Here is a 13,197-nt window from a genome sequence, read left to right as displayed (position 1 = left end):
GGGCAAGGTCGTACGTTCCGGCGTGGGCCGCCGTCGGATCCAGTCCCTCGTCATGGCCCTGACCACGTTCGCCGCGGTGACGTCCTCGGTGCTCTCCCTCGGTCTGCTGACTGTCGTGCAGGCCCCGTTCGAGCACGCTTTCAGTACTCGGCACGGGGCGCACCTGGCGGTCCAGTTCGATGGTTCGAAGGTCACGGCCGCGCAGGCCGCCGCCACCGCGCACGCCGCCGGCGTCACCGAGGCGGCCGGGCCGTACCCGGTCGCAGCCGCCCTGGACACGACGATCGGCACGGACTGCTCCAAGGAGGATTGGGCCGGTCACGACAACGGTCCGATCACCGTCACCACCAGGCCCGACCTGGGCAGCATCTCCGGGATGGACCAGCTGGCGCTGACCCAGGGGCGCTGGCCGACGAGCCCGGGCGAGATCGCCCTGCCGTGGCAGCACTATGCCACCGACTGCTTCGGCGATTCGGTGGTGTTCTCCTCCCTGCCGGGCAAGCCGTCGTTCAAGGTCGTCGGCTTCGCCAACTCGGTGACCAACAGCGCGACCGCCTTCGCCACCGCCGACGGTTTCGCGCGGCTCACCGCCGCCGGTGCCAAGTCCGACGTCCAGATGCTCTACCGGTTCACCATGGCCGGGACCGCCGCCGACATCGCCACCGACAAGCAGGCGGTGGCCGCCGCCGCGCCGGCCGGCTCGGTCGAGGCCGGACAGTCGTACCTGACCGCGGAGCAGCAGGCGACCGGCAACGCCAAGGCCTACGTGCCGTTCCTGATCGCCTTCGGGATCCTCGGGTTGTTCATGTCGGTGCTGATCATCTCGATCGTGGTCAGCGGGGCCGTGGCCTCGGGAATCCGGCGCATCGGGATTCTGAAGTCGTTGGGCTTCACCCCTTCGCAGGTGGCCCGCGGCTACACCGCGCAGGCCATGATCCCGGCGACACTCGGCGTGGTGCTCGGCACGGTTTTCGGCAACCTCCTGGCCGTGCCGATCCTGGGCGAGGCCACCCAGCAGCTCGGCGCGGCCAGTGCGGCCGGTGCCACGATCCCGTTGTGGGTCAGCGCCGTGGTGCCGCTGGGCACCCTGCTGATCGTCGGCGTCACGGCTCTGATCCCGGCACTGCGGGCCGGCCGGATGCCGACGGTGCGGGCCCTGGTGGTCGGCCGCGCCCCCAAAGCCGGGGGCGGTCAGGCGGCGCAGCGTCTGGCCTCGCGGCTGCCGCTGCCCCGGGCCATGTCGTTGGGGCTGGCCCAGCCGTTCGCCCGGCCGGCCCGGGCCGTACTGGTCGGTGCGGCGGTGCTGTTCGGCGTGGTGAGTGCCACGTTCGCGGTGGGGCTGGAGACCGGGTTCAACAAGTACCTGGACGTCAGCACCTCAGGCTTCAGCGTCGCGTCGAAGATCGTGATACCCACAGCCGACGTGGGCGTGCCCTGGGGTCTCTACGGCCCCAACGACCCGCGCAACCCGCACCTGGATGCCGCCAAGGTGGCTGCCGCGCTCGCCGAGACCCCGGGCACGAAGGCCGCGTTCGGCTGGGGCGAGAGCGGTGCGACCATGGTCGGCGGCCCGCCCGGCGGCGAACCGACCAGGGTGTTCACGGTCACCGGCGACCTCTCCTGGACGCACATGGAGCTGCTGTCCGGCCGCTGGTACTCGGCGCCCGGCGAGGCCGTGGTCGGCGACAAGCTGGCCACAGCGGTGGGGATCCACATCGGTGACGACGTCACCGTGGTGCAGCAGAACAAGGAACTGTCGCTGAAGGTCGTCGGCATCAACTTCGACATCAGCCAGGGCGACTACACGGTCATGACGGATGCGGCCACCTTCACCGCCGCCGGTCTGACCCCGCACATCGACCAGTTCAACGTCGAGCTGGCCTCGAACGTCAGCGGACCGGACTGGTCCGCCTCGGCCGCCGCCGCGCTGACCCCGCTGAACGCCTCGATCCAGTCGAACTCGGGCGGGGGCAAGACCATCGTGGTGATCACCATGGGCGCCCTGGTGGCCACGCTCACGCTGATGATGACGGCGGTCGCCGCGCTCGGGGTGCTGAGCATGGTGGTGCAGGACACCCGGGAACGGGTCCGTGACCTGGGGATCCTCAAGGCCCTCGGGATGACGCCCAAACAGACCGTCGCGATGGTCCTGACCTCGGTGACACTCACCGGCCTGATCGCCGGGCTGATCGGGGTCCCGCTCGGGGTCGCGGTGGAGAAGGCGACGCTGACCCCGATGGGGAACGCGATCGGCCGGCACCTGCCGCCGAGCGTGTCCCACGTCTACACCGCCGGGCTGCTCATCCCCCTGCTGGCCGGCGGGATCGTGATCGCCCTGCTCGGGGCACTGCTGCCGGCCGGCTGGGCGGCCCGGTCGCGGACCGCCACCGCGCTGCGGACCGAGTAGGACCGAGCAGAGCCGCTGGTCGCTGCGGCAAAGCAATGGGGCTCGTCGTCCGGCTGGAGGACGGACGGGACCACGCCACCGTGATCCCTAGATCGGGTTCGGGCAGATCCAGACCCAGGTGGAGCGCAGGTGCCCGACCGTGGCGTGGACCAGCTTGAGCGGGCCCGGGCAGGGGAAGTCGTCGTCGCCGGGGTCGTCCTCATCGGTGCGTCGCAGGCTGCTGTCGATGACGATCCGGTTCACCGTGTGGCCCTCGGCTTCGAGGAGTGTTCTGGCGAACTTCTCGGGGTCCGCGCGGAAGGCCGACTTCTCCTCCTGGGTCAGGGCGAGGTCGAAGACCTCCACCTCCTGCACCGACGCCTGCGGGACCTCGCGGGTCACCCTGGCCATCCGAACCACCTCCTCGGTTTCCCCCTTCTCACCAGCATCCTCGCAGTGGACGGGTCGCGCTACGTCACTGTCGGTGAGCGCGGGGTGAGCCGCCCCGGGCCCCGGGTATCCGAATCCGGCCTGCCCTTCAGAGCCGGACGGTGAACCAGGTGGTCTTGCCGCTGCCGCTGGGGCGGACCCCCCAGCCGTCGGCCAGGGCGTCGACGATGATGAGCCCCCGGCCGGACTCCTCCTCGCTGGTGGCAAGGCGGGGGTGGGGCAGCTGGGAGCTGCGGTCGCCGATCTCGACGGTGAGTTCGGTGCTGGTGCGGCGCAGCTGAAGTTCGATCGGCCCCTGGCCGTGCTGGACGGAGTTGGTGAGGATCTCGGACAGCAACAGGCAGGCGTCGTCGGTTCGTTCGGCGCAGCCCCAAGCGGTGAGCGTCTTGGTGAGGAAGGCGCGGGCCTCGCCGACGGAGGAGGGAACGGTGGGCAGGTCGGTGGTGGCGGTGGCCAGCGGGGCGGCGGGAAGCTGGAGCAGGAGGAGGGTGACGTCGTCGTTGTGGCCGTCGGTTCCGGGCAGCACGGCGGAGAGGACGTGGTCGGCGACGGCTTCCAGTCCGCCGTCGCCGGTGAAGGCGCGGCCGACGGTCGCGACCAGCTCGGTGATCTGGGCCTCGATGTCGCCGCCGGGGATCTCGACCAGGCCGTCGGTGTAGAGCAGCAGGGTGGCGCCGGGCGGTACGGCCAGACAGGCCTGCTGGTGGGGGATGCCTCCCACGCCCAGCGGGGCACTCACCGGGGCCGGCAGCGCCCGGACGTTCTCGCCGGGGGCGGCCAGGAGGACGGGCAGGTGCCCGGCCGAGCAGATCGTGACCTCGCCGGTGTCCGGGGCGATGACGAGGTAGCAGCAGGTGACCAGCTGGTCGGGCAGCTCCAGGTCGGTGACGGCCGCGTCCAGGGCCTGCATCAGCTGGCGGGGTTCCATGCCGGTCTTGGCCAGCGCGTGGGCGGCGGAACGCAGCTGCCCCATGACGGCGGCCGCCTCCAGTCCGCGGCCCATGACGTCGCCGATCAGGACGCCGACGCGGCCGGCGCCCAGGGGGATGAGGTCGAACCAGTCGCCGCCGACCCCGGCGCCCTGGGTGGCGGGCAGGTAGCGGCTGGCGGTGGCCAGGCCCGGGATGGCGGGTGGGGTGCCCATCAGACTGCGCTGCAGGGTGAGGGCGATGTGCCGTTGCTGTTCGTACAGGGCGGTGAGCTCCGCCTCCGCTCGTTTCCGGTCGCTGATGTCGCGGACGATGGCGCAGGCGCCGGTCACCGTACCGTCGGACGTCCGGGTGGGCCACAAGGTCACGTCCACGTCGATCAGCTGGCCGGTACGCGTGACCCGCAGCGTCTCGAAGTGCTCGACCTTCTCGCCGTCTCCCAGTCGCTTCAGCAGCGTGGTGATTTCCTCCCGGTACTCGGGCAGGGCCAGCATGGCCACATGGCGGCCGAGCGCCTCGCCGGCGGTGTAGCCGTACAGCGAGTGCGCGGCGGCGTTCCAGTAGGTGATGCGGCCGTCGAGGGTCTTGGCGAGGATGGCGTCCTGGGAGGACTCGACCAGCGCGGCGAGCTCGTTGATGCGGGCTTCGGCGGCCTTGCGGTCGCTGACGTCGCGCACGGCGGCGGAGAAGAGCAGACCGTCCGCGGTCTCCAGCGGGCTGAGACTGATCTCGACCGGGAACTCCGTGCCGTCCTTGCGCAACCCGTACAGCTCCAGCCCCGCCCCCATCGGACGCACCTGACGGTTCGCCGCGTACTCGTCGCGATGCCGATGATGCTGACCCCGGAACCGCGCCGGCACCAGCAACTCCACCGAGCGCCCCAGCAGTTCCTCCCGCGGATAACCGAACAACGCCTCCGTCTGCGCGTTGACCAGCGTGATGACCCCCGCATCGTCCACGATCACCATCGCGTCCGGCGCCGCCTCCAACAGCGCCCGGAAGCGGGCTTCGGCGGCCTTGCGGTCGCTGACGTCGCGCACGGCGGCCGAGAAGAGCAGACCGTCCGCGGTCTCCAACGGGCTGAGACTGATCTCGACCGGGAACTCCGTACCGTCCTTGCGCAACCCGTACAGCTCCAGCCCCGCCCCCATCGGACGCACCTGACGGTTCGCCGCGTACTCGTCGCGATGCCGATGATGCTGACCCCGGAACCGCGCCGGCACCAGCAACTCCACCGAGCGCCCCAGCAGTTCCTCCCGCGGATAACCGAACAACGCCTCCGTCTGCGCATTGACCAGCGTGATGACCCCCGCATCGTCCACGATCACCATCGCGTCCGGCGCCGCCTCCAACAGCGCCCGGAAGCGTTCCTCCACCGCCCCCACCCCCACCGTGACACCCCGGCAGCCCATCCCCTGGCCGGCAGCCGTGTCCTCGCCCGGTCTCCGGCCCACCACGTCGCCCACGCCCGCTCCCTTGCCTTGCTGTACCGGTGGTGCTGCTCCACCCCAGCGCATCAGGACTCCGGGCGCCTATATATGTCCGCAACTGGCCGTTGACGGTTGGATAGTCCCAAAAGAAGATCAAAAATGACCATATACCGTGGGCTTGGGCCCACTCCCCCGCGACAGGGCGGCTTCAGGACTCCACGACGGACATGTCCATCACGAAGCCATCGGACCACAGGCTAGGTAGTCCCGACTGTTCCGGCGGTCTCGCCGGGGGTGATTCCCTCGAACGGGTGGGGCCGGCTGCGGCCGCGGCGTTTATGGTGCTCCGGGAGCAGCGGTCGAGGCTGGGGTGCGCGATCGCAGGCGTTCCCCCTGCGGCCCGAACATGATCAGGTATTCGACCGGTCCACCGGATCCGGCGTTCGCGACTCCGTGGGCGGTGCGGGTGTCGAACTCGGCCACGTCCCCGGCGCTCAGCACGAGGTCCTGCTCGCCGAGCGCCAGCCACAGCCGCCCGTACAGGACGCACAGCCATTCGTACCCGTCGTGGGAGACCTGCCGCGGCCGCGCCGGCGGCCCGTCGATGGCGGGCAGGACGTGCTTGTGGGCGTGCAGGCCCCCGACGTACCGGGTCAGCGGTAGCACCGCCTTGTCGTTGCCGGAACGCTGCGACACCGAGGTGCGCCGTCCGGCCGCCGCGGCGGGTGCGGTGCCGGCCAGCTCGTCCAGGGAGACGTCGTACGCCTTCGCGAGTTGCAGCAGCACCTCCAGGGTCGGCTTGCGCCGGCCGGTCTCGATCCGCGACAGCGTGCTCAGCGAGATGCCGGTCGCGCGGCTGACGCCGGTGAGTGTGGCGCCGTGCCGCTCGCGCGCGCTCCGCAGCCGAGGGCCCATGGCCGCCAGCGTGTCGGCTGTGCCGTCGTCCGTCACCGTCGCCCCGCTCCCTCCGGCCGTGCCGCATTCACCGCGCTGTCCTGCCAGTTTGCCAGGATGACAAGAGTGTTCGCGTCGCGCGGCCGCCGCGCCGCATGATCGGTGGGTAACCGCAGCCGACCGTGAACCGAGGAGAAGCGATGCACCAGCCCGCGCCGTCCGCCGACCTGCGCCACCGCACCGTCGAGGCACCCGCTGGGCGCCTGCACCTGGTCGAGCAGGGCACCGGGCCGCTGGTCCTGCTCGTCCACGGCTTCCCCGAGTCCTGGTACTCCTGGCGCCGCCAACTCCCGGCCCTCGCGGCGGCGGGGTACCGGGCCGTGGCGCTCGATGTGCGCGGCTACGGCCGCTCCTCCAAGCCGGCCGCGACGGACGCCTACCGGATGCTCGATCTGGTGGAGGACAACGTCGCCCTGGTGCGCGCCCTGGGCGAGAAGAGGGCGGTGGTCGTCGGACACGACTGGGGCTCCAGCATCGCGGCGGCCTCCGCCCTGCTCCACCCCGAGGTCTTCCGCGCCGTCGGACTGCTGAGCGTCCCCTACGCGCCGCCCGGCGGCCCCCGCCCCACCGACGTCTTCGCGCAGATGGGCGGCGACCAGGAGTTCTACGTCTCGTACTTCCAGGAGCCCGGCCGGGCCGAAGCGGAGATGGAGCCCGACCTCCGGGGCTGGCTCGCGGGCTTCTACGCGGCCATGTCCGCCGACACCATGCCCGCCCAGGGCGAGCCCGACCCGCACTTCGTGGCCCGCACCGGCGGCCGGCTGCGCGACCGCTTCCCCCGCGGCAAGCTGCCCGTCTGGCTGACCGAGGACGACCTCGACGTGTACGCCGGGGAGTTCGAGCGCACCGGCATGACCGGGGCCCTCAACCGCTACCGCAACATGGACCGCGACTGGGAGGACCTCGCCCGGTACCGCGGAGCCCCGATCGAGCAGCCGTCCCTGTTCATCGGCGGCGCGCTGGACGCTTCCACGACCTGGATGGCCGACGCGATCGACGCCTACCCGGCCACCCTCCCCGCCCTGGCCTCCACCCACATCCTGGACGGCTGCGGGCACTGGATCCAGCAGGAGCGCCCCGAGGAGGTCAACCGCCTGCTGACCGCCTGGCTCGACTCCCTCCGGGGCTGAACCGGCGGGTGTGCCGGCCGGCCTCCGTCGCTGGAGAACCCCGGTCGGCACACCCGAGGGCAGCGCCCGAACCCCACGCCCGCTCAGTGCCGCAGCGCCGGACGGTGCCCCGTCCGGTCAGCCCAGCGATGCGCTCGCCGCACGCAGTTCGTCCAGGGCCGCCAGGGCGTACCCGGCGAGCCCGTCCTCGGCGCCACGATCGTCCTCGGCCCATGCGGCGTACCCCCGCTTGAACGCGAGGACGCCCAGCTCGCCCGCGAGAGCCGCAGTCGGATCGGGTACGCCGCGGGCGACCAGAGCGGTTGTCATCGCGGCCGCGAGACTGACGGTCTTGAGGGTGTCACGCTCTTGGAGCTCGGCGCTGGCGGCGACGGCCGCCTTCAGCCGGGGGGCGAGCTCGCGACTCCCGGGGCCCATCGCGGCCGAGGCGCGCTCGAGACCGACGGCGACCGCCTCGAGCGGGCTGGCGTCACCGGGCGCATCGGCGATCCCCTCGGCCAGCAGCCGGCTCAGCGTCTCCTGCCCGGCGACCAGCAGCTCGCGCTTGTCGGGGAAGTGCCGGAAGAAGGTGCTCTTGGTGACTCCGGCACGCTCGGCGATCTGCGCGACCGTCGTGGCGTCATACCCCTGCTCCGTGAACAGGTCGACCGCAGCCACGACGAGGCGTTCACGCGCACCTGGTTCCCATCGACCCATGAGCTCAGTATATGTGACGGGACTCTTGTCCCATCACTCTGCTAGGGTGATGGGACAAGAGTCCCATCACTTCTGGGAGGTTTCCATGCGCGTCTTCGTCACCGGCGGCACCGGTCTGATCGGTTCCGCGGTCGTCGCCGAACTCCTCGGCAAAGGCCACACCGTCCTCGCGCTCGCCCGCTCCCACGCCTCCGCACAGGCCGCCGAGGCAGCCGGCGCCGAGCCGCTGCGGGGAGGCCTCGCCGATCTGGACGTCCTGCGCTCCGGCGCCGCCCGGGCCGACGGGGTGATCCACCTGGCCTTCGGCAACGACTTCAGCAGCCCCGAGGCCCTCGCCCGGAACGTCGCCGAGGAGACCGCCGCCCTCACCACCCTCGGCGAGGAACTCGTCGGCAGCGACCGCCCCTTGGTCACCGTCTCGGGTACCCCCTGGGTGCCGGGCCGCGCCTCCACCGAGGCCGACCCGGTGCCGACCGACGGGCCGGTCGGCGGCCGCGGTCGCACGGTCACGGCGATCCTGGGCCTGGCCTCGCGCGGGGTCCGGAGCACGGCCGTACGCCTGCCGCGCACGGTCCACCACCAGGGCACGGGCGGGTTCGCCGGCCTGCTGACCGACATCGCACGCCGGAGCAGGATCTCCGGCTACCCCGGCGACGGCACACAGCGCTGGCCCGCCGTCCACGCGCTCGACGCGGCCGTTCTCTTCCGGCTCGCCCTGGAGCAGGCGGAGGCCGGTACCGCGTGGCACGCCGTGGCCGACGAGGGGGACGCGGTACGGGACATCGCGGCCGTCATCGGCCGACGGCTGGGCCTGCCGGTCGAGTCGGTGCCGGAGGAGACCTACGGCCCGCTCGGCCCCATCTTCAAGGCCGACCAGCCCTCGTCCAGCACCCGCACCCGGCAGGCGCTCGGCTGGGAGCCGAAGCACCCCAGCCTCCTGGCGGATCTGGAGAACATCCAGCCCTGATCGGCGACCGACGACCGGGGCGGGCCAACTGCCGGCGTCCTCACCTCCGTCGCTCGCGACCGAACGTCTCCCGGGCCGCCTTGGCGTCCCGCCGCCAGGTCACGTACGTGCCGGGCGCCGTGGTGCTGCCGTTCCAGCAGCCCCACCCGCCCGTCCACGCGTCCTGGCAGCGGGCCGCCGTGCAGTGGTCCGACGAGGGCGCGGGCTGGAACGGCAATGCCAACCTGCAGTGGTCCTTCCTCGCGCAATAGGCCGCCGACCGGGCGGTTCACGACGCGCGGCCCGAACCGTGCAAGGCCGTCAACAAGTCTGCCCCTCAGCTCCGTCCGCCTGGCCGCCGCGCTCCACCTCGTGGTGCGCGGCGGCCACGGTCGGGTCGTGTCACTGTCGATTCCGGCTCCTCCGTCGCGCGAGCCGGCCCGCCACCGCCGGCGAAGCGGTGGCGGGCCGGTGCGCGGTGGTGCTGCCCCGGTGGCTCAGCCCCAGGGCTGGGCGACCAGCCAGCTGGTGTCGGCGGCCCAGCTGGTGGCGCTGTCCCAGCTGTTGGAGCCGCCGTTGCTCGCTATGTAGGCCGTGTAGTTGTAGTGCCGGAGGTACTTCGTCGGGAAGTTGACGGACTGGAAGGAGGTGCCGACCCCGCTGTTGCCCGTAGTGGGGCAGAAGGTGGCGTCCTGGGCGAAGGGTCCGGCGCCGTTGTCGACGTCCAGGTAGAGCTCGTAGTTGTAGTGGTGCAGGAACTGCCCGGGGTGGTTGGCGGACTCGAAGGAAAGGCAGGAGCTGCTGGCCAGGCCGGCACGGACGATCCAGGTGGCGTCGGCCTTGTCGGTGGCCGAGCTGGAGGAGTCGGTGCTGGAGATGACGACCTTGTTGTCGGCGTCGTCGTGGCGAAGGTAGTGCGAGGTGCAGCAGGGCGCGGTGGTGGCCCGCAGGGAGATCCGGGAGCCGGGAGCCAGCGTGCCGGTGGCCGTCGAGCCGCTGTGGTAGCCGGCGGCGGTGATGTTGGCCTGGACCGCGTTCTCGGTGGCGTCCGACGGGTAGCCCTGGGTCATGACCCCTTCGTAGAAGGTGCCTTGGGCCCACTTGCTGTTGTCACCGCCGATGCCGAGGATGATCGCGCCTTCCTTGTGCATCGGGTTGTAGCCGGTGGCGTTGGGGCGTGCGCCGTTGTAGAAGGTGGACAGGCCGCCCGACTGGGCGTCGCCACCGCGGAGGGCCCACTGGTTCGGGCCGCCCTTGAGCATGGCGGTCAGGAACCGGTTGTTCACGCTGGGGTCATTGGCGTTGAATCCGCGATTGACCCCGGAGAACAGGCCGTTCTCCAGGTCGGCCATGACCCACGGCCCGTTGCCGCTGCCCGAGCCCCAGCTGTTGTTGTTGCCGAAGTAGAGGGCCTCCATGTGGCCGTTGCCGGTGTCCAGGTTGTTGGTCTCGGCGTTGCCGTAGTCGAAGCAGCAGCCGCCGTTGAAGTGCGTGCCGTCGAAGATGGCGTACATGCCCTCGGGCTGATCGCCGGTGGCGATGCCGTTGGTGTTGTTGTTGCGGTAGCCGGTCCCGGGGGCGACGTAGACGCCGTACGCCTTGTGCCCGCCGACGGTGACCGGCGCCTCGAAGGCGTTGGCGAGGTTGTCCGGCCCGCCGGCCGCCCCGCCGGCGGGCGCCTGGGTGAGGTGGTTGCCCTTGCCGGACTGGTCGTAGAGGACGGTGATGACGCAGCTGGTGCCGGCGCAGAAGGAGTCCTGCGCGGCGGCGTCGGCGTAGCCGCCGGCGCTCAGCAGGCCGATGTCCCTGGTCGCGTTGTCGACCGCGCGCCTGACCTGGTACAGCGGGCCGTTGTACGCCCCGTACAGGGCCCGGGTGGTGCTGTGCGCCGCCACGCACGGCGTGCCACCGGCGAGGTAGACGTCGCACGGCCCCTGGGTGGCCGCCTGCGAGGTGCCGGCCGCGGCGGTGAGCAGGCCGGCGGCGAGCGCGGCGGTCGCACCGACCGCGAGGAGGGCCCGCCCGGCCCTGCGGAGAGACGGTTTGATCATGAAGAACTCCTTCACGGGGTGGGGTGTGGAGTGAGCGGTCCGGTTCGGCTCCGTCCGTCGTCGCCGCCGGACCCGGCTCGGGCTGCCGCTCGTCAGCTCCAGGGAGCGGCCGCGAGCCAGCTGGTGTCCTGGGCCCATGACGTCGGGTTGTCCCAGGCGTTGGCACCGCCGTCGCTCGCGAGGTAGCCGGCGAGGCGGTAATGGCGGACGTACTTGGCCGGGTAGTTGAAGGACTGGAGCGAGTAGCCCGTGCCGCCGTTTCCGGGCTGGGCGCAGAAGGTGGCGTCGGCGGCGAACTGGCTGGTGCCGGCATCGGGCTGGAGGTGGAGCTGGAACGCGTAGTGCCTGAGGTAGCTACCGGGTGTGTCGGCGGACTCGAAGGAGACGCAGCCGCTGTTCGCCAGGCCGGCCCGGACGATCCAGGTCGCGTTGCCCTTGTCGGTGGCGGAACTGCCGGAGGTCACCGGCGCGATCACCACCCTGTCGTCGCTCGTGTCGTGCCGCAGGTAGTCGCCGGTGCAGCAGGAGGTGGTGGCCCGCAGCGACACCTTCGCGCCGGGGGTGAAGGGGGTGGTGGTGGTGTAGCCGGCCGCGGCGATGTTGGCCTGGACCGCGGCGTCGGTGGCGTCGGACGGGTAGCCCTTGACCACGGCGCCCTCGTAGAAGGTGCCCGCGCTCGCGTTGCGGTTGGTCTGGCAGCAGTCGCCGCCGCTGCCGAGGATGACGGCGCCCTGCTTGTGCATCGGGCTCCATCCACTGGGCAGTGAGCCGCTGTAGAGCTGGGTCAGGCCCCCGGACTGGGAGTTGGCGCCCTTGAGTGCCATCCGGGTGGTGCCGTCGTTCTTGAGCATCGCGGTGACGAAGCGGCTGGTCTGCGAGACCTGGTCGGGGTTCCACGTCTTGCTGCCGCCGGGGAACAGGCCGTTCTCCAGGTCCGCCTGCACCCACGGTCCGGTTCCGGTGCAGCCGCCGAACCAGCACTCCGTGCCGAAGTTGATCGCGTCCATGGCGCCGTTGCCGTCGGCCTTGTGGTCGATCTCCGTGTTTCCGTAGTCGAAGCAGCAGCCGTTGTTGACGTGGGTGCCGCTGGTGACCATGTACTCGCCCTCGGGTGAACTGCCGGTCGGCACGCCCCCCGTGGAGTTGTAGGCGAAATAGCTGTTGCCGGGGTTGATGTGGAGCGCGTACGCCTTCCGGCCCCCGAGGCTCAGCGCTTCGGTGTTCGCGGTGGCCGCCGTGTCGGCGCCGCCGGTCCCGCCGGTCCCCTGGTAGACCAGGGTGTTGCCGCCACCGGTCTGGTCGTGGACGCGCGTGATGGTGCAGGTGGTACCCGCGCAGAAGGAGTCCTGCGCCGCGGCGTCGGCAATGCCTCCGGCGGACAGCACGCCGACGTCCAGCAACGTACCGTCCGAAGCCCGCTGCACCTGGTACAGCGGGCCGTTGTAGGAGCCGAACAGGGCGCGGGTGGTGCTGTGCGCCGCGACGCACGGCGTTCCGCCCGCGGCATAGACGTCGCACGGGCCCTGGGCGGCGGCCACGGAGGCGGTGGCCTGGGAGGCGGTGGCCGCACCGGTGAGCAGGCCGGCGACAAGCAGCGTGGTCGCTCCCGCTGCCAGCAGCGCCCGCCGGGCGCGGCGCAGCCACGATCGTGTGGTCATGGACGAACTCCTTCGTGGGTGGAGGAAGGAAGGCGCCTGATTTCTGTTAGCGCTAACAATTCCAGCCAGGAAGGGCGCGCGCGAGGACGGCACGGACACCTCCCGTGCCGCAACGGGCATCACTATGGCCAGTCGCCAGGACACCGTCAAGACATCGCGCATTGACGGACGGTCCGGCCTCAACTCATGGCTGGTGCTTCGCGTTGGCCGGCAGCGTCGAGGTCATGCCGGTCGAGGGTGGTGGCGGCCGGGTCGTCCCGCTCCACCATGCGGTGGCAGGTCCCCGAGATGAAGGCCCTGATCCAGAGTTCCCGGCGGACCCGCTCGGGCACCGCCTCCTGACCCCGTCCCACCCCGCCCCGGCTGCCACCCGGCAGCCGGGGCCCGTCACGTCCCGAGGTGCACCGGTGGCTCCGCTGAGTCCGATGACCGGCACGGTTCCTGAGGATGGATCAGACTCGCTCGTCGCTCGCGGTTCCGGCGGCGGCGCGCGCGAGGCGGCCGCGGATCGCGTACCAGCCGGCGACCAGCACTGCGGCGATCAGTGGCACGCACAGCACGGTGGTG

At 71.4% G+C, this 13,197-nt stretch carries 10 protein-coding genes; 4 read left to right on the top strand and 6 right to left on the bottom strand.

Going from position 1 to position 13,197, the window contains the following annotated elements:
- Positions 1 to 52 precede the first annotated feature (52 nt).
- A complete protein-coding gene (locus ABTY15_RS24390) occupies positions 53 to 2,407 on the top strand; it encodes an ABC transporter permease (RefSeq protein WP_350598877.1) in 2,355 nt (784 codons plus the stop codon).
- A gap of 87 nt (positions 2,408 to 2,494) precedes the next feature.
- Here ABTY15_RS24390 and ABTY15_RS24385 read toward each other — a convergent pair whose 3' ends face one another.
- The 3 genes from ABTY15_RS24385 to ABTY15_RS24375 all read right to left on the bottom strand — a co-directional run bounded on the left by ABTY15_RS24385 (position 2,495) and on the right by ABTY15_RS24375 (position 6,110).
- Positions 2,495 to 2,797, bottom strand: coding sequence for a hypothetical protein (locus ABTY15_RS24385; RefSeq protein ID WP_350598869.1), 303 nt, complete (start codon positions 2,795 to 2,797; stop codon positions 2,495 to 2,497).
- 127 nt (positions 2,798 to 2,924) lie between these two features.
- The gene (locus tag ABTY15_RS24380) at positions 2,925 to 5,177 is read right to left on the bottom strand and encodes a SpoIIE family protein phosphatase (protein ID WP_350599179.1); all 2,253 of its coding nucleotides are present in this window, start codon (positions 5,175 to 5,177) and stop codon (positions 2,925 to 2,927) included.
- 354 nt (positions 5,178 to 5,531) lie between these two features.
- Complete coding sequence (locus tag ABTY15_RS24375) at positions 5,532 to 6,110, bottom strand: helix-turn-helix domain-containing protein (RefSeq protein ID WP_350599173.1); 579 nt, start codon at positions 6,108 to 6,110, stop codon at positions 5,532 to 5,534.
- A gap of 179 nt (positions 6,111 to 6,289) precedes the next feature.
- On the opposite strand from ABTY15_RS24375, the gene ABTY15_RS24370 reads away from it, so the two are divergent.
- The gene (locus ABTY15_RS24370) at positions 6,290 to 7,279 is read left to right on the top strand and encodes an alpha/beta fold hydrolase (protein WP_350598866.1); all 990 of its coding nucleotides are present in this window, start codon (positions 6,290 to 6,292) and stop codon (positions 7,277 to 7,279) included.
- A 117-nt stretch (positions 7,280 to 7,396) separates the two neighbouring features.
- Here the strand turns inward: ABTY15_RS24370 and ABTY15_RS24365 are convergent, their stop codons facing one another.
- Complete coding sequence (locus ABTY15_RS24365) at positions 7,397 to 7,975, bottom strand: TetR/AcrR family transcriptional regulator (RefSeq protein ID WP_350598862.1); 579 nt, start codon at positions 7,973 to 7,975, stop codon at positions 7,397 to 7,399.
- A gap of 85 nt (positions 7,976 to 8,060) precedes the next feature.
- On the opposite strand from ABTY15_RS24365, the gene ABTY15_RS24360 reads away from it, so the two are divergent.
- Together ABTY15_RS24360 and ABTY15_RS24355 are read left to right on the top strand one after the other, a co-directional pair.
- Positions 8,061 to 8,942 carry an SDR family oxidoreductase gene (locus ABTY15_RS24360; protein ID WP_350598856.1) on the top strand — a complete coding sequence of 294 codons (882 nt, stop codon included), beginning with the start codon at positions 8,061 to 8,063 and terminating at the stop codon, positions 8,940 to 8,942.
- Between the two features lie 80 nt (positions 8,943 to 9,022).
- Positions 9,023 to 9,193 carry a hypothetical protein gene (locus tag ABTY15_RS24355; RefSeq protein WP_350598853.1) on the top strand — a complete coding sequence of 57 codons (171 nt, stop codon included), beginning with the start codon at positions 9,023 to 9,025 and terminating at the stop codon, positions 9,191 to 9,193.
- A 225-nt stretch (positions 9,194 to 9,418) separates the two neighbouring features.
- Here ABTY15_RS24355 and ABTY15_RS24350 read toward each other — a convergent pair whose 3' ends face one another.
- Positions 9,419 to 10,972: an alpha-L-arabinofuranosidase B gene (locus tag ABTY15_RS24350; protein WP_350598847.1), complete on the bottom strand. Its 1,554-nt coding sequence runs from the start codon at positions 10,970 to 10,972 to the stop codon at positions 9,419 to 9,421.
- Between the two features lie 92 nt (positions 10,973 to 11,064).
- On the bottom strand, positions 11,065 to 12,630 hold the full coding sequence (locus ABTY15_RS24345) for an alpha-L-arabinofuranosidase B (RefSeq protein WP_350598841.1): 1,566 nt from the start codon (positions 12,628 to 12,630) through the stop codon (positions 11,065 to 11,067).
- Between the last annotated feature and the right edge of the window lie 567 nt (positions 12,631 to 13,197).

The organism is Kitasatospora sp. NPDC097643, from assembly GCF_040302625.1.
GTDB lineage: Bacteria > Actinomycetota > Actinomycetes > Streptomycetales > Streptomycetaceae > Kitasatospora.
Note: the sequence above shows the minus strand (reverse complement) of the source record. Positions and strands in the feature narration are given on the sequence as shown.